Source organism: Brevundimonas sp. NIBR10 (assembly GCF_027912515.1).
In the GTDB taxonomy this organism is placed as follows: domain Bacteria; phylum Pseudomonadota; class Alphaproteobacteria; order Caulobacterales; family Caulobacteraceae; genus Brevundimonas.
On record NZ_CP115464.1, the window covers coordinates 2,601,241 to 2,615,924 of the forward strand.

The 14,684-nt window shown below is 66.4% G+C and carries 25 protein-coding genes; 6 read left to right on the forward strand and 19 right to left on the reverse strand.

The window, feature by feature from the left end; genetic code table 11:
- Positions 1-9: 9 nt before the first annotated feature.
- The 9 genes from O5K39_RS12770 to O5K39_RS12810 all read right to left on the reverse strand — a co-directional run bounded on the left by O5K39_RS12770 (position 10) and on the right by O5K39_RS12810 (position 6,864).
- Positions 10-759: a hypothetical protein gene (locus tag O5K39_RS12770; protein WP_348637132.1), complete on the reverse strand. Its 750-nt coding sequence runs from the start codon at positions 757-759 to the stop codon at positions 10-12.
- Positions 731-1,015: a hypothetical protein gene (locus tag O5K39_RS12775; RefSeq protein WP_271144002.1), complete on the reverse strand. Its 285-nt coding sequence runs from the start codon at positions 1,013-1,015 to the stop codon at positions 731-733. Before O5K39_RS12775 ends, O5K39_RS12770 begins: the two co-directional genes overlap by 29 nt.
- A complete protein-coding gene (locus O5K39_RS12780) occupies positions 1,012-2,559 on the reverse strand; it encodes a portal protein (RefSeq protein WP_271144003.1) in 1,548 nt (515 codons plus the stop codon). The genes O5K39_RS12775 and O5K39_RS12780 overlap by 4 nt, the downstream gene beginning before the upstream one ends.
- The gene (locus tag O5K39_RS12785) at positions 2,559-2,870 is read right to left on the reverse strand and encodes a hypothetical protein (RefSeq protein ID WP_271144004.1); all 312 of its coding nucleotides are present in this window, start codon (positions 2,868-2,870) and stop codon (positions 2,559-2,561) included. The genes O5K39_RS12780 and O5K39_RS12785 overlap by 1 nt, the downstream gene beginning before the upstream one ends.
- On the reverse strand, positions 2,821-3,231 hold the full coding sequence (locus tag O5K39_RS12790) for a hypothetical protein (protein ID WP_271144005.1): 411 nt from the start codon (positions 3,229-3,231) through the stop codon (positions 2,821-2,823). Before O5K39_RS12790 ends, O5K39_RS12785 begins: the two co-directional genes overlap by 50 nt.
- On the reverse strand, positions 3,228-4,769 hold the full coding sequence (locus O5K39_RS12795; RefSeq protein WP_271144006.1) for a hypothetical protein: 1,542 nt from the start codon (positions 4,767-4,769) through the stop codon (positions 3,228-3,230). Before O5K39_RS12795 ends, O5K39_RS12790 begins: the two co-directional genes overlap by 4 nt.
- A gap of 42 nt (positions 4,770-4,811) precedes the next feature.
- Complete coding sequence (locus tag O5K39_RS12800; protein ID WP_271144007.1) at positions 4,812-5,270, reverse strand: hypothetical protein; 459 nt, start codon at positions 5,268-5,270, stop codon at positions 4,812-4,814.
- Between the two features lie 63 nt (positions 5,271-5,333).
- A complete protein-coding gene (locus O5K39_RS12805) occupies positions 5,334-6,080 on the reverse strand; it encodes a hypothetical protein (RefSeq protein ID WP_271144008.1) in 747 nt (248 codons plus the stop codon).
- A gap of 187 nt (positions 6,081-6,267) precedes the next feature.
- Positions 6,268-6,864 carry a hypothetical protein gene (locus tag O5K39_RS12810; protein ID WP_271144009.1) on the reverse strand — a complete coding sequence of 199 codons (597 nt, stop codon included), beginning with the start codon at positions 6,862-6,864 and terminating at the stop codon, positions 6,268-6,270.
- 286 nt (positions 6,865-7,150) lie between these two features.
- Here O5K39_RS12810 and O5K39_RS12815 point away from each other — a divergent pair, with 286 nt between their 5' ends.
- From O5K39_RS12815 to O5K39_RS12840, 6 genes are all read left to right on the forward strand, one after another.
- Entirely contained in the window at positions 7,151-7,315 is a 165-nt protein-coding gene (locus tag O5K39_RS12815; protein WP_271144010.1) for a hypothetical protein, read from the forward strand.
- A gap of 4 nt (positions 7,316-7,319) precedes the next feature.
- A complete protein-coding gene (locus tag O5K39_RS12820) occupies positions 7,320-7,505 on the forward strand; it encodes a hypothetical protein (protein WP_271144011.1) in 186 nt (61 codons plus the stop codon).
- Positions 7,506-7,598: 93 nt separating this feature from the next.
- A complete protein-coding gene (locus O5K39_RS12825; RefSeq protein ID WP_271144012.1) occupies positions 7,599-7,877 on the forward strand; it encodes a hypothetical protein in 279 nt (92 codons plus the stop codon).
- A 3-nt stretch (positions 7,878-7,880) separates the two neighbouring features.
- Positions 7,881-8,510 (forward strand): hypothetical protein, encoded by a 630-nt coding sequence (locus O5K39_RS12830; protein WP_271144013.1) that lies wholly within the window; start codon positions 7,881-7,883, stop codon positions 8,508-8,510.
- On the forward strand, positions 8,510-8,734 hold the full coding sequence (locus O5K39_RS12835; RefSeq protein ID WP_271144014.1) for a hypothetical protein: 225 nt from the start codon (positions 8,510-8,512) through the stop codon (positions 8,732-8,734). Before O5K39_RS12830 ends, O5K39_RS12835 begins: the two co-directional genes overlap by 1 nt.
- Positions 8,731-9,024 carry a hypothetical protein gene (locus tag O5K39_RS12840; protein ID WP_271144015.1) on the forward strand — a complete coding sequence of 98 codons (294 nt, stop codon included), beginning with the start codon at positions 8,731-8,733 and terminating at the stop codon, positions 9,022-9,024. The genes O5K39_RS12835 and O5K39_RS12840 overlap by 4 nt, the downstream gene beginning before the upstream one ends.
- Here the strand turns inward: O5K39_RS12840 and O5K39_RS12845 are convergent.
- From O5K39_RS12845 to O5K39_RS12890, 10 genes are all read right to left on the reverse strand, one after another.
- Positions 9,001-9,252: a hypothetical protein gene (locus O5K39_RS12845; protein ID WP_271144016.1), complete on the reverse strand. Its 252-nt coding sequence runs from the start codon at positions 9,250-9,252 to the stop codon at positions 9,001-9,003. The genes O5K39_RS12840 and O5K39_RS12845 overlap by 24 nt on opposite strands.
- Positions 9,253-9,604: 352 nt before the next feature.
- Complete coding sequence (locus tag O5K39_RS12850) at positions 9,605-10,534, reverse strand: DUF1376 domain-containing protein (protein ID WP_271144017.1); 930 nt, start codon at positions 10,532-10,534, stop codon at positions 9,605-9,607.
- Entirely contained in the window at positions 10,531-11,052 is a 522-nt protein-coding gene (locus O5K39_RS12855; RefSeq protein WP_271144018.1) for a hypothetical protein, read from the reverse strand. The genes O5K39_RS12850 and O5K39_RS12855 overlap by 4 nt, the downstream gene beginning before the upstream one ends.
- On the reverse strand, positions 11,045-12,463 hold the full coding sequence (locus O5K39_RS12860; protein WP_271144019.1) for a DnaB-like helicase C-terminal domain-containing protein: 1,419 nt from the start codon (positions 12,461-12,463) through the stop codon (positions 11,045-11,047). Before O5K39_RS12860 ends, O5K39_RS12855 begins: the two co-directional genes overlap by 8 nt.
- Positions 12,460-12,627: a hypothetical protein gene (locus O5K39_RS12865; RefSeq protein ID WP_271144020.1), complete on the reverse strand. Its 168-nt coding sequence runs from the start codon at positions 12,625-12,627 to the stop codon at positions 12,460-12,462. Before O5K39_RS12865 ends, O5K39_RS12860 begins: the two co-directional genes overlap by 4 nt.
- Positions 12,624-12,875: a hypothetical protein gene (locus O5K39_RS12870; protein ID WP_271144021.1), complete on the reverse strand. Its 252-nt coding sequence runs from the start codon at positions 12,873-12,875 to the stop codon at positions 12,624-12,626. The genes O5K39_RS12865 and O5K39_RS12870 overlap by 4 nt, the downstream gene beginning before the upstream one ends.
- Positions 12,875-13,315 carry a RusA family crossover junction endodeoxyribonuclease gene (locus tag O5K39_RS12875; protein WP_271144022.1) on the reverse strand — a complete coding sequence of 147 codons (441 nt, stop codon included), beginning with the start codon at positions 13,313-13,315 and terminating at the stop codon, positions 12,875-12,877. The genes O5K39_RS12870 and O5K39_RS12875 overlap by 1 nt, the downstream gene beginning before the upstream one ends.
- Complete coding sequence (locus O5K39_RS12880) at positions 13,312-13,800, reverse strand: hypothetical protein (protein WP_271144023.1); 489 nt, start codon at positions 13,798-13,800, stop codon at positions 13,312-13,314. The genes O5K39_RS12875 and O5K39_RS12880 overlap by 4 nt, the downstream gene beginning before the upstream one ends.
- Positions 13,797-14,147 (reverse strand): hypothetical protein, encoded by a 351-nt coding sequence (locus tag O5K39_RS12885; RefSeq protein ID WP_271144024.1) that lies wholly within the window; start codon positions 14,145-14,147, stop codon positions 13,797-13,799. The genes O5K39_RS12880 and O5K39_RS12885 overlap by 4 nt, the downstream gene beginning before the upstream one ends.
- Before the next feature lie 325 nt (positions 14,148-14,472).
- Entirely contained in the window at positions 14,473-14,676 is a 204-nt protein-coding gene (locus tag O5K39_RS12890; RefSeq protein ID WP_271144025.1) for a hypothetical protein, read from the reverse strand.
- Between the last annotated feature and the right edge of the window lie 8 nt (positions 14,677-14,684).

The following is a 14,684-nucleotide window of genomic DNA, read 5'->3' on the forward strand; positions in this document are numbered from 1 at the left end:
AGGGTTCCTCTAGGCAGCTTTGCTGGCGCGGATGGCATCGAGCAGGTCGCCACCATGGAGACCGTCGAACTTGTGGACGTTGGAAGCGCCGACGCCGGTCGCGGCGGTCGGGCTCGATTTCAGGGCGATCAGCCGTTCCAGGGCGCGGACGCCGGCTTCGGAGATCAGTGCGCCGCCGAGGGCCTGCGCTTCATCCGCCTTCAGGTTGGCGCCCAGATAGGTCTCGGCGGCCTTGATGCGGACATCGGCATTGGTGCCCAGCTTGGTCTTCTCGGCGACGTAGGTCGCGACGTCGGCTTCCTGGGCGGCGATCTGGTATTTGGCGAAGGCACCGACGAACTTGCCGAAGTCGCCCTTGGGCAGACCGGCGTCCTTGGCGATGGATTGGAAGTCGGCCCACAGGGGGTCGTCGGCCTTGATCTCGACGGCGAACCCTTCCGGCACGACGAAATCAGCGGGCAGGGCCAGGTCGTAGGACGCATCGGCGGCTGGGACGTCGGCGAGGCGGGCTTCATTCGCCGCCTTCATGTCGCGATAGGCGACGGCAAGGTCGCCCGCCTTCAGGCCGGTGGCGTCATCCCAGAACTCGTCAGGGAGTCCTTCAGGGCGGACATGGCCCGTAGTCTCTGCTTGTGCGGCGGGAGCGGCCGTCTCGGCTCCGGTGACCACGGCTTCAGACGCAGTTCCTTCGGTCGCCGCACCCGTGATCTGGGCTTCGGCGGGGGCTGCATCATTCAGGCTGGTCGCTTCGGTCGTCATCAATCACCCGCTCGTCGAGACCCTCGATCTCTCTCAGCAGGCTGCGGCGACCGGCGGACCGCAACAATGCACCGGCGTCCTCGGCATCCGATCGAGCGGTGATCTGGCGCTCGCGGTGATCCAGGTAATCCAGCAATACCGCCCATTCCGGCAGCGCCGTGACGAACTGGAGCGCCAGACGAACGGCCTGCCGGTCAGGGTCGATCCGGTTCTGGCCACGCGCCACCCGGGCGAAGACATCGGCGCGACGCGTCATGCTGCGGGGGCCTGTGAGCCGGCCGGGGCGGTCTCAAGCCCCGGCGCCATGCCAGGCTGACCCAGCACGCCGCGCATCATTTCTTCGCGCTGGTCTTTCGACCGAATGACGATGATTTCGTCGTCGGCCGCGCGCTTCATATTCTCGAACGTGGCGCCCATGTCGACGGTCGCCGCGAGGGTCTGCGGATCGAACGTCGACCGGGCGATGTTCAGCAGGTTGGCGGCGTTCGTCAGGTTCTCGCCCTCCTGCTGCTTGGCGAGCGGGTTCAGGGGGCGAACCTTCACCGACTGCTTGCCGGCGGCCACTATCGGATCGATGTCGCCGCGCTTGGTCAGCAGGAACTCGACGCGATCCAGAATGGCGATGACGCCTTCCTCGTAGAGCTTGCCGGTGGGCTGCTCCAGGCGGCGGCCTTCTTCCTGCTGCTGCTCGCGCCACTGGAACGCGGTCGGGGGGGTCAGGCCCTCCTGACGCGGGCCCGACTGAAACCCGGCGCGGCGGATGTTGTCTCCGAGTTGTCCGCCCTCGTAGTACGCGAGCTCAATCTGGCCCGCCTCCATGAAGTCGACCTTTGAACCAGGCAGGCGGGGGATAGCTTGGCCGGGCCCAAGCCCGCCTTCCGGGTTCAGCACACCGTCGTCGTCATAGAACATCGGCGGATCGACCTGCCGGCCGAGGTTCTTGAGCCGCAGATACGCCACCTGGTCCAGCGACTTGGCATCGGCGATCGCCTTGCGCAGCGGCCCGACCCCCCACGCCGTCGTCGAGATCGAGCGCCAGCGGGTCACGATGATGGGGCACGAGCCCCGACCGGTCAGCTCGATGTCGACGATGATGTGGTCGTCGACCGCGACGCGCCATTGCCACTTCTCGTCACCGGCGTCGTAGATCCGGGTTGCGACCTCCAGGCAGGTGACCATGCGCCGCTTGTTCGACTTCTGGGTCGCCTCGCGCCGCAGCTTGGCCGAGAAGTTTCCGCCCGGCCATTGGGCCATGGCTTCCTCGAGCGGCATCTGAAACTCGCGGCCCTTGAGGGACAGTTGGCCCTTGGCACCGCGTTCGATCAGCAGTTGGTGAGGACCGACGGCCTCGAAGCATAGGGGCTGGCCGGCGCCGTAGTCGTTGCAGGTCAGGGCCGCCGTGCCATGGCCCAGGTCGAACGCCCACTCAGCGCCCGCTTCGGAATAGTAGTTGGACTGGCGGACGGCCGAGAAGATCGCCTTGGTCCGCTTGGCCAGCGGATCCTTGAGGACCGTCTGCACCTCTTCGGGCAGGACATCCTCGGGCTCGTACTTCACCCAATCCGATGCGCGCGGCATGGCCCGGTGCAGGACGTCGGACGCGAAATCCTCCGCGACCTCCTGGAACATGGCGTCATACAGATCGTCGGCCTCGTCGCTCCGAACGGTCAGCCCGGTGTCCCCGATGCGCGGCCGCACGGGATCGGCCAGGCGCAGGAAGTCGTTGATCGCGCTCTGGTGCTTGGCGCGATCGTTCTTTGCGACCTGGATGCGCTGGAGAAGTTCGGCGGGGAGGGCCATCAGACCTGCTGCTGGTTCGTGGCGCCGCCGGACTGGAAGCCGCCCGATCCGCCGCCAACTCCACCGAAGGCACCGGGGTCGAAGCTGCCGCCGCCTGAGGACGACGCGCCGCTGCCGCCAGTCGACGCGGAGGCTCCTGTCGCGGTCGCGCGTACAGACCCGCCGCGCTTGCCGAACCGGCGGATGCGCTTGCGGGTCTCGTCGTCGAGGATGCCGGACGCGTTCTCGACGAAGGCCGCATCGGCGCGGCGTTCCTCGCGATCACGAGCCGATGCGATCCTTGGGTCTTCCTTGGGAGTCTTGACCTTCACGGACGAATACCTGTCTGGCGCCTTGCCTCACAAGGTCGCGCCTCAGACCGGCCGGGGAGAATGCACCGCTGCGGATTCCCGTCAGCCGCTTGACCTCGCCGACGCAGAACAGGCCGGCGAGAGGGTGCGAATCCGCCCGGCCCTGGATGCGCCAGATGGTCGCCCGGGTGGTCAGGTCGGCGATCCACGCGTCGAACTCGGGGCCCGGTGCCAGGGTGAAGACCTCGGTCCAGCGGACGTGCGGGTCATGGACGACCCAGGCATGGCCGCTCCACGCGAAGGCGAGCACATGGCCCCATGGCGTCCGTCCGCGCTCGATCGCCACATTCCAGACCGTGTTCTGGCGGGCCGACGGCTTCACCGGCGATAGACCGACGCCCGGGCCCCACCGCCTCCACCGCCCCGGGCAAAGACGTCCGCCTTGCGCAGGGTGTTCACCGGCTGGGGTTTCACCGCCCTGCCGACCGTGGCACGACCTTCGCCACCGCCCATCAGCACCTCGATGCAGGCGTCCACCGGGTCCGAGAACTCGTTCTTCAGCGGCTCGTCATGGTAGGTCGGCGAGCCCGAGACCTTCTTGCGCTGGTACACATAGGCACCGGCCATGGCGGTCGTGACCTTGGCGCACATGACGCTGTTGAACACGATGCCCGGCTGGCCATGGACCATGCGGTTCAGCACCGCCGTCATGGTCTCCAGGCGGATGGTGCGCCGGTTCCCCTTGTCAGCCTTGCGGACCAGCATGCCGTGCTTCTGGAAGATGCCGAACGCGGTCCCGTCATTGACCTCGCTGCGCTTCTCGTCGCCCGACGGGTCGCCCCAGAAATGGATCGGCGGGCCATCGGCAGACATCCATGCCGGGAAGTGCCGGGCCAGGAACCGCTTCAGCGCCGGGGCGAACTCTTCGGCCGCCATGTTCATGCCGGTGAACTCGGCCAGCACGAACCAGCGCCCGCCCACGTTCTGCATGATGATCGCCGCCGGACGCCGGCCGAAGTCCAGCCCGACCGACAGCGCGAAGTCCGGGTTGGCCACCAGCGGCTTCTTGGCGATGTGCACGTCGCGGACGAACATCGGGAACACCGGCAGGCCCGCCTGCGCGATCATGACCCGGTTCATCAGGTCCGCGTCGATCTCGTCCTTGGTCCGGCCCTCCAGCAGCTCGAACACCGACCGCTCGCCGACGATGTTGATGTTCTCGGCCGCCGGGTTGATCTGATAGTCCAGTACCGCGCCCTGCGGATCCATGGTCTCGACGAACCAGGCCGGCTGCACCATGAAATCCCAGGTCGACGGCTTGATGTGGGCCTTGCGCTCGCTCTCGGTCCAGTCCTCGGGCGGCGGGGCGTCTCCGCGCATGATCGGCACCCAATGGCCCAGCGGCGGGGCGTTCATGTCGATCTGGAGGAACTTGCGACCACCAGCGCGGGGGAACCATCCCGTCCGCTCCAGCACCGCCACCACGAACTTGCGGTTGTAGAACTGCGCCTCGTTGATCCAGGCGCCCGTGTATTCCCGCGACTTCAGGCTCGGGATGTCCTCTTCGCCGGCGAAGGACTCGAACACCACCTCGGCCTCGACGTCGCCGAACCGCATGTGATGCACATACGGCGGCGTCCACTTCATCCGGCCATAGGCCTTCTCGGGAAACCACTCCAGCCAGGTCTTCAGCGTCGACTGCTCGATGTCGGTGTAGGTGTTGCGGATGACCAGCCAGCGCGACCGGCGCTTGCCCGTATGGTCCGGCTCCACCGCCATCATGGCCATGTAGATGCGCATGATTGAGGCGACCGACTTGCCGCTACGGACGGGCCCCTGGATGCAGACCACGTTGGCCGTCGACATCAGATAGCGCCGCAGCGTCACCCCGTCCGGCCGATATTCCCGCGATTGCGACATGGCCGCACCGTGGGTTTGCCATGGCCATGGCGGAATGCACCGTTAGGCGACCCAAGCTGTGATCAGGCCGGTGTTGGCGGCGGTTTGTTCAAACGGACCGGTCGTCGAGAAGACCAGCGTGATCCCGGTTGTGAACGCCAGCGGCGGGTCGTATGCGGCCGACAGCGCGGCATTGGCGGCGACCGGCAGGACGAGGACCGGCTGCTTTCCAACGCCGTCGATAGGGGCGGCGACGCCATCATAGACGAACAGGAACCCCGCCGATGCGCCGTTGCAGAGGTTGAATCCATGCAGGTTCCCCGCTGATCCCTTGGCGACCAGCTTGAAGTCGGCCGCCGCGTTCTTGATCGGAACGATGCCCGTGCGGGCCACGCTTACAGCCTTCCCGCCGTCCACGCCCTGAACGGCCGTCGCGGAGGTCGCGTTCGAGCCCGGGACCGCCTCTGACCCAACAATGCGCATCGGCAGGACTCGTTCTTCGCCGTCGTAGGTCGTCGCCATCGGTGTGGTCCTTGATCTTGAGGCTCCAGCGTCGCGCGGCCACCGGTCGCCCGGAATGCACCGCTACCGCTTGAGCCTCAGCGGGATCAGCTGGCGCGACAGGTAGGTCAGGAAGTCGACGTCGGTCGTGCTCGTCAGTTCCGAGACCAGCGTGTAGGTGAACGACCCAGCGCCCGGCGTGTCGACCTTGTTGATCCCCGGCGCCGTCGAGACCGTCACCCCGTTGATGATGCTCAGCGGCACGACAGTCGAGAGCAGGGTCGCGCCACGGTACAGCCGCAGCAGCGGAAACTGCGCCTGAGACCCGATCGGCGTCCCGCTCCCCTTCGCCGTGGCAGAGCACGAGCCCAGCAAGATCACCGAATCCCCCGCCTCGCAGTCCACCACCTTCGTCGCCAGCACGACCTGCGTCGTGAACTTGCCGTCCACCGTCCCACCCGTCGCATCCTCGCTCGGAGCAGTGACCGCGTTCGCCTCCAGCGCCTCGGTCACAACCACGCCAGCATCCAGCGCCGTCGAATCCGTCAGCTTCTCGCCATCGGTCTTGTCCAGGAACGGCTTCACGTCCGTGCCGCCCACGTTCAGCGCCGTGAAGGGCAGATCACCATTCAGCGTGTCGTCGATGTCGAACTGCGCCTCGTCCGCCGCGTCATGCGCAGCCGCCGCATCCTCGACCGCCACGTCCGCCGTCACCTGCGCCGCCACCACATCCAGCTCAAGCCCCCGCTTCGCCAGATACGCCACCCGCACCAGATCCACCCCAGCCCGCGACCGAGCCGCCATCCGCGCCATGGGGGTGCCGTTGTTCATGCTGCCCACCATGCCGACCCCATGAACGGCGGCGAATGCACCCGTCCACAAACCGGGGGTGGGGGTATCCAAAAATCTGGACCGCCTTGTCGGGGGAGGGGGGTCGCGGTCAGTGGGTGGAGGCCCGTGGGGTGCGGGGCCGGCGCGTTTTTGCCCCCATGCCGGGGGTCGCTCACCTGGGGGCCTGCTATGCCGAGGGCGAGCCGTCGTCGGACGCGTCGGAGAGGTCCGTTTCAGGGCTCCCTTCAACCGTCGGACTCGGCATCAGTCTGACGCACTCGCCTTCGATCAATGGGTTAGCAGGTTGCGGCACCCGCTCGCCAAGCGGTTCGGGTGCATCAAGCCGCACCACGACCAGTGATCCGAGGTCGATGTTGACCGTCACGCCCTGTTTGTCGTCGTACTCTGGGAACCGCGCCCGCATCACGTGGGACCAGGCACCGGCAGGGAACCGGTTGTTGTCGTCCCTGATCGCCAGCCGCGCCCGGCTGGACCACCAGGCCTTCTCGCGCGCACGTGCGTGGCTGAGCGCGGTCTGGAACGCTGAACACGCCTTCCCCCATGCCTTCACCTCGTCTTCGCTGATGGACCAGTGAGCGGCGATCTCGGCGAGGTCATAGCCTTCGGAGGCGAGGGCCAGCAGCTCGGGGATGCGCTCGGGGCCGTATTCGGCGGGCGTCGTGTGGGGAGCGGGGAGCGGGGCGCGCTTGACGGTCTCGTAGGTGGCCAGCTGGTCGGCCTGGCGTTCGGCGGCTCGGGCTCGCTTGAGGGGTGTTCCGGCCATCGGGTGCGGTGTGTGGGTCTGGCGTCTGGGGAGGGAGTGCGCGCGAGGAGGTCGCGAGGGGTTTGCGCGATTTCGGCGGGGTGTGACTATGCACCGCCGAAAAGGCGAGCGTTATCAGCGCGGCCGGACCTGATACTGCGCGACATACAGGATTGACCGGTTTTGGGCTCCTGTCGTGATCCTACGTCACTTTCTTCATTTTCCCCGTTGACAGATCGTCCGGTGCTGTCGTAATGATACGTCACTGACCACGGCAGGGGCCGAGGTCGAGAACGGAGAGACCGAGATGAAAACAGCTATTGCCTTTTCCTCATTCCTGACGATCTGCCTGGGCGTGTTCGCCATCGCCGCCGGTGCGCAGACGGCCAATCCGGGCGTCTCGCTCGCAGGCATCGTCGTCATGGTTTGCGGCTTCGTTGTCACCGTCATCGCCGATCAACTGGAGGACTGAGACCATGGCTCGCTACCTGATCAAGACCGTCGTGAGCGTGACCATGGAGGAGGAATGGTCGGTCGAGGCCGAAAGCGAGGACGCGGCTCGCGAGGCTCTCGACACTGGCGCCGCGGACTTCCTGTTCGAGCGCAGCCTTGAGGATGAGTACGACCGCGAAGTCACCTCGATCACGCCCTTCACCGCCTGACCCCTCAACCTGGGGGCCTTCACCGGCCCTCACATTGAGCGATCAGCTCGCCGCCACGGAATGGTCCGAGGCGGATATTCGGAGAGACCGACAATGACCAAGCTCGATTACATGACCCTCGGATTCCATGTCCGCACCAAGTTCATGGGCCCGACCAATCATCGCGGATCGCGGGTGAAAGCCACCACGGTGACGGGCAAGTCCGTCACGCTGGATTGGGATCACGCCCTGAACAGCGGCGACAACCACGCCGCCGCGTTCGCCGCCATCTGCATGAAGACCGGACGCGTCGTCACCGGGCCCGTTTACGTCAACGGCGGATTCGATGACGGATATGTCTTCATGGCTCCCACGCGCGACATCGAGGGCTGAACCATGACCACGAAACAAGCCGCCCTGAAACTCTACCGCGACGCCATGGCCGGGCAAGGTCAGGAGGGCGCCCGCAAGCGGTGGCGTCTGGCCTGTCACGCCCTGGCCATGCACGCCACCGGATCCAGCCTGACCGCCTATGCCAAGGCCTGCGAGACGCACAAGCGGGCAGACTGGCGCGACGCTGCAAAGGCCATGGCGGCGACGCTTGGCGAGGCTGTGCCCGTCCGCGTCATCGCAGAGCCCAAGGCCGCCACCCTGCTGGAATACCTGTCAAAGCGTGGCGGGATCGATGACACCGGCGGCGACCTGCAGGCCATGGATGCGCACCTGTGGCACAAGGCCCGGCCATTCCGTCGCCAGCTGATCCAGCCCGGCGGCATGTCCCTATGCGAGGCGGCCGACGTTGCGCACGATGCGGGCTATTTCGACGACCTGCCTTTTCCCGAATGGGACTCGGCCGACAATCAACACGCCGTCACGTCTGCGCAGCTGCTGGAGCGCATCCGTCGCGAGCTGGCAGGCAAGCCCTGCTATCCATGGGCGACAGGCAACGCGGAACGGGCGAGCGAGGCCGATATGGTCGCGCGGTACGGTTCCGACTTTCCGGGCGATTGGCGGGAGGCGGCGTGATGGCGCGCAAGCAATCCAGAATGCGCGGCTGGCACCCGTTGTCCGCCGAAACCCGCGCGATCATGGCCTCCGAGCCTGACAAATGGGATTACGTCGAGCTATGGGACGGAGCGGCCGCGCAAGCGGTCGTCTTCGGCGTCACGGCCCGTCGCGCGCCCGACCTGTTCACCATGCTGGAGCCCGTCGAAAAGCCGGACCCGGCACAGACGGAAATGGACCTATGACCACCACCAACGCCCAGCTATTCGCCCAGGCCGGAAAACAGCTTTTCGGCGACAACTGGCAACAGAACATGGCCCGCGCGCTCAACTGGCCGATCGACGAGAGGGGCCAGAACCGCACCGTTCAGCGGATCAAGGCCGCGGCGGATGCTGGGGAGGAATATCGGATCGCGCCCGGCGTCCTGACTGAAATCGCCGGCTTGATGGAGGTCCGATCAGCCCAATCGAAGGCCATGGCGAAGACGTTGCGGGCTGCGGCGGCCAAGGCCTCACCGGTTCAGCCGAAACCCTGACAGCGCGTCCCATGGATCATCGGCCCCGTCGGCTTCATGCTGGCGGGGCCGTTTCGTCTTGCGCCCGAGGTGCTTCTGACGCCCGACATGCCACAGATTGCAGAACGGGCAGCGGTACGTTTCGACCGCTTTTCCGAACCGGCGCATGTTCCTGGCCACGCGCTTGGCGATGGCGGGCGTCTCGTGGATCAGCTTGCCGGACGTCTCGCAGCGGGGCGGCTCGGTCATCACCGCCACCAGAACAGGCGCGTGCCGTGCTGCATGATCTGCAGCCCACAGTACGAGCATGATGGCCAGACAGCGCCGACGCCGAGAACATATGGGCGGCCACTAATGACCGGCTGTCGCGCGCTGCATTCCGGGCAGATCATAGCTAGTGGCGGCTCTGGGTACGACACGCAACCCCACGTCCTGACGGGTGCCGGAGCGGTCTTGTGCCACTCGTGATAGTCCTCCCACGGCCCGGACTTGGCGTCGGGCGGGATCACGGTGCAAGTTCTGGTCGGTGGGACGTTCAGCAGGTGGTCGAACCCGCTTGGCTGGGGCTCCGGTGTTGCGGGGACCGACGTTCCGAACAGTTTCATTTTCCGTCCTCCAAAAGATCGGCCGGCACCCGACACCCATCGCGACCAGGTGCCGGTCCCCATGTGGATTCGATCCAGACCCGATCCGGCCCCCTCAACGCGTCCAGACGTCGCCGCCATGTCGCATCGCTCTCGGGCTCGTCGGCTGGTCGTGGTGCTGGAGCGCCGCCGGATCGGCGGTCGGACAGAGCGGAGGCGGCCTTGGTCAGATAGGCGGCCGGATCCTGGGTCTGGTTCTCAATGCATTTGGCCAGCGAGGGCAGCATGTCCTTCGCCTCAAGCCCGTGGTCCTTCAGCAGCTTTCCGAAGAGGCTCGCCGCTTGGCCCTTCGCCATGCCGCCCTGTCCGGTCAGGACAGCTCGGGCATCATCCCAGGCTCGCTTGTTCGGATCGATCGGCGCATCGGCGCCCGTTTCGTTAGAAACGGAATCTATTCTCCCTCTCCCTCTCCCTTTTAGACCTGTCAAAGGCCCTGTTTCAGCCACTGTCACAGAGCCTGTCACATCGTCTGTCACATAGCCTGTCGGACTGGTTTTCTTAGCCTGTTTCGCTGCTCTCGCAGATGCTGTGCGGCCCCTGTAGGAGACCTTGCGTTCCCATGCTTCCAGGGCCTTCTCGGCGACGACAGGGTGATACAAGCGGCCATCGTCGCAGAGCACCCAGCCCGCCAGTGCTGCGTTTCGGAGGCGCCGCCATGTTTTTAGATCGCACATCGCGAGTCGCGCGAGCACCGCGTCATTGTCCGGTAGGCTCGCCGCCGGGCGCTGGTGCCACGACTCCATCCAGAGGCTCATGAGCACGTGACCCAAGCGCGGCGTTTCAGCGGCTTCGATCCAGGTCTCGGACGTCAGCAGGCGACGCACGTCGAAGAACATCGACGCGAAGTCGGTCAGATCACAGTCTGGCGGGGTCAGCGGTTGGGTCATGCGGCGCGTCCATAAAATGCGGCGGCACCCTCGCGCGGCACGTCGAACAGGTGCCAGGCGCAGTTATCCTTGCCGGTGAAGGGCGAGTCCGGGATCCACTTCACCCGGCCGACGGACACGATGCGGCGAAGGCGAGAGAGGTACGGCGCGGCCTGTCGGGTGTGAATCCAGTCGGCGTCCAGCAGCAGCCACGTCGGCGCGAGATTGGACAGGTGGACGATCAGCGGGTGCAGGATGTCCCGGCGCCATGGGCTGTTCGTGATGTAGCATTCCGCCGCACCGATCCCGCAGGTCAGGGCGTCGTTCTCGTGGATGTCGGCCCGTTGTGGCTCCAGATCGCTCGCCCAGGCGCAGACGTGTCCGGCGGCGGTCAGGTGGTCGACCAGGGCCCCGTTGCCCGCGCACGGCTCCGCGAAGACGGTTCCGGGGCGCAGGTGGGCCAGCAACGGCTTCACCGCCTCGGCCGGCGTCGGATAGAAATCGCGCGGCAGGCGCTCGAAGGATGACCGCTTACCCATGGTGCCGGTCCTCGTTCTGGATGACGTCGCACTCGGCGAAATAGGTCTGGCGCGTGGTGCCGACGGGCCCTTCGCGGGACTTGCCGCAGATGACCTCCATGGTGCGAGCGCAACCAGCCAGGTGCAGGTCATGCTCCTCGCGCGACTGACCTTTGCGCGGGCCCTCGCGCTCCAAGTAGTAGGCCTCGCGATAGGTGAAGAGGACGATCGATGCGTCCTGTTCGATCGAGCCGGACTCGCGCAGGTCTGACAGCACCGGCCGCTTGTTGTCGCGGTCCTCGACCTTGCGGGACAGCTGAGACAGCAACAGGATCGTGCAGCCCAGCTGCTTGGCCAGCTGCTTGAGCCCCTTGGTGATCTGGCCCAGCGCCGTGGTCATGTTCACGCCGAAGCCCAGGCCGGGCATGTCCATGATCTGGAGATAGTCGATGACGACCAGGCCGATGGGTCCGCGCTTGGACAGGGACAGCAGCCGGCGCTGAACGTGCGAGAGGGTGAGGACGGCGGTGTCATCCAGCAGCAGGTTCCGGGGCACACGCTGGCCCATGTCTGACAGGTGCGCACGGTCTTCGCCGGATAGGTCGCGCCCGCGCTTCATGTCGCGGTAGGGGATTCCGTGGCCATTCTCGAAAGACAGGGCCGACAGGTTGCGGCGGCTGATCTGGCGCCGGTCCATTTCCAGCGCGAAGACCGGCACCAGCCGATCGGGATAGCGCCGGGCCACGGCCATGGCGATGGCGCGGGCGAGGGCGGTCTTACCCATGGACGGACGCCCGCCCAAGATGATCAACTCGTTCGGGAAGATGCCGCCCAGCGCCCGGTCGATGCAGTCCAGCCCGGTCATCAGGCCCGGTGACACGCCGGTCTCGGCTTCGTGGTCCAGCTCGCGCACCAGCTCGACAGCAGCGTCGCGGGCGTCGACCAGGGTGTGCCCGTCCGGTGCCGCCGACACCGTGAGCGCCGACATGGCCGCTTCGATCTCGGTCAACAGCTCGAACGGCTCCCGCTCTGGATCTCGCGCGCTGTTCGCGGCCTCCCCGGCGATGCGGATGATCTCGCGCCGGCGTGCGGCGTCGTTCACGCGGCGGGCAAACTCACCGGCCGTCGTGACAGGCGGTGCCGACGACATCAGGTCGGCCATGTACCGGATGCCGCCGTAGTCATGGAACGACTGATCGTCCGCCAGTCGGGCCTTCAGTGCGCCTGGATCGGCAAGGCGGCCCCGCTCTATAAGCCCGGCCATCATGTCCCACAGGCGCGCATGGTAGGGCTCGCCGAAGCTGTCAGCCGTCACGGCCTCACCCAGGCGGGCGATGGCACCGTTGTCGTTCAGGACGATGCCCAGCAGCGCGTGCTCGGCCTCCAGAGCCTCGGGCATGGGCTGGGCTGCGATGATGGCGAGGCTGGTCATGCGCCGACGACCTCCTGCCCGCGCGTGGTGACAGCCTGGCCCACGCGGAACTGGCCGACGGCGGACGCAGGACCGGCACCGCGCGTCCAGCGGATCACGGCGACCGTCTGGCCTGCCGCGTTCTCATAGGTGCGCTCGACTGTGCCGCGTGGGGCTTGGTTCATGCCGTCACCACCCGCGCCACGGTTCCGGCCAGCATCCGGCGGTCATAGGCCTCGCGACGGTCGCGCTCTCGACGGGCCCGTGCCTCGACGCTGGAGCCGGTGACCGAAGCGCGCCAATCCCAGATCATGATCTCCAGACGGCCGGGCTCCATTTTGAAGTGATCGGCCGCCGTCTTCAGCGTGAAGCCCGTCTTCATCATGGCCCACGCGCGCTCGGGGACCGGGGCGAGGGTCTTGTGGCCGCTCATCACGCGGCCTCGGCTAGGACGCCCGGCCCCGTGGCCAGGCTGATGCTGATGCGCACGCTGTCCGTCTCTGCCCAGCGGCGGCTCGTATGCAGGTCGGACACCTGGGCATCGTCTTCCCAGACGATCTCGTTCAGGGCGTCGAGGATGGCCTTGACCTGGTTGTCGATGTCAGGCCGGCCGACGATGGGCTCGCCGCGAAGGGCCAGCTTCTTCGCCTTGCTCCACGACTTCGGCATTTCGCGATCGAAGGCCATGGTCGCGACGCACGCGTCCGGCGTGGTCTGCATCCCCGACCGCGCCATTTCGACCGCGGCTATCGCCCTGATCTTGGCCTCGAAAGCGGCGTTGCGCTTGGGGGTGAACGACTGGACCCCATTCCGTCCGGCCCGCATCTTGGGCACCGACTTGCCGTAGTAGGTGAAGGCGCAGATCAGGGTCATGCGGCGTCTCGCTTCTGGGATTGTTCGTAGTCGGCCAGATCACGCAGGAAGGCGTCGTAACCGGCCTCCCAGACCATGATGTCGCCGCCGTCGGCATAGCCGGAGCCGCTGCGGGGATAGCCCTGCACGGCGCACGCATAGCCCTTGTTGAAGATGATCTTCTGGCGCTCGTCCTCGCCGACGTCGGTCGTGGACTCCAGCGCCAGGGTCATTTCCATCTGCTCGCCGCACTTAATGCTGGCCAGCAGGCGTTGCCGATCGATCAGGCGTCGCTCGAACTTCTCGGGTCCGAGGGCCATGACCTCCATGGCGTGCCGCAGTGCATCCATGGGGATGCCCGCGAGGACGGCCCGGCGTTCGGCCTGTCGGAGTCGGGATTGGGCGCGTTGCGCATCGGCGCGCGCGGCCCAGACATAGTGGGCGTGCACCGCCTGAAGCACAGGCGGCGTCTCGTTCGACAGCTGGGGCTCAAGGGCCCCGGTCAACGGGAGGGCCTGTGGTCAGACGCAGCCACAGCACGCGAAGGGCGAGGCGTAGTGCGCGCCACCTCCGCAGCCAGGGCCCGCTTTTCGGCGAGTTGACGTTCAAGGGCTTGTACCTCCTGTTCGAGGCGCGCGGCGGCGTCGTCGGGGTGAAACACGGCCTCGGTCACGTCCTTGCCGAAAGCCTGGACGATGTTCAGCCAGTGCCGCGCGGACGGCCAGTGGCCAGCGAGGATATTCTGCGCCGTCCTCGGATCGCAGTCGATCTGACGAGCCAGGGCCTTGGCCGTGACGCGGGGGCGCAGGAAGCGTCGCAGGCGGGCCTGCAAAACTTGGGATTCGTCGACCATGCAATGCGTCTCCGACCAGGCCATTAGTGAACCTGTCGGAAACGGAGGCCTTGGAGGGCCCGGACATGGAGGTCAGTCAGAAGATCGGTTTGGCAATCGACAACGCCATCGCTGCATCGCGATGGAGGATAGCGGCCCGGTTCGAGGGTCCGCAGAGCGCGGCGCAGTTCAGGGCGCACGCTGAGAACAGGACGGCGGCGGCAACCGCTCTCCTGAAAGAGTTCGCGACGGACGGCAGGGATCAACCCGCCGTCCGCCACTCCACGCGACCCACACAGGGGGGCTTCGATAGAGCCGCGTGAATGGTGATCCCCCGACCGCATCGTCAGGCCGCCTGGATCTTGTCTGTCTCGGTCTCGAGCAGCACATCCATGGTGGTGTCGGGGAAGGATTGAAGAATCTCAGGCCAGACGCTTCGCGGCAGCACGTTGCGAAAGCTCCAGACGCAGACCGTCCCGACCTTCTTATCGAGGGTGCGGGCAACGGCCGTTGGGCCGCCATTGGCATCGATCCATTCTCGGGCTTGCACGTCACCAT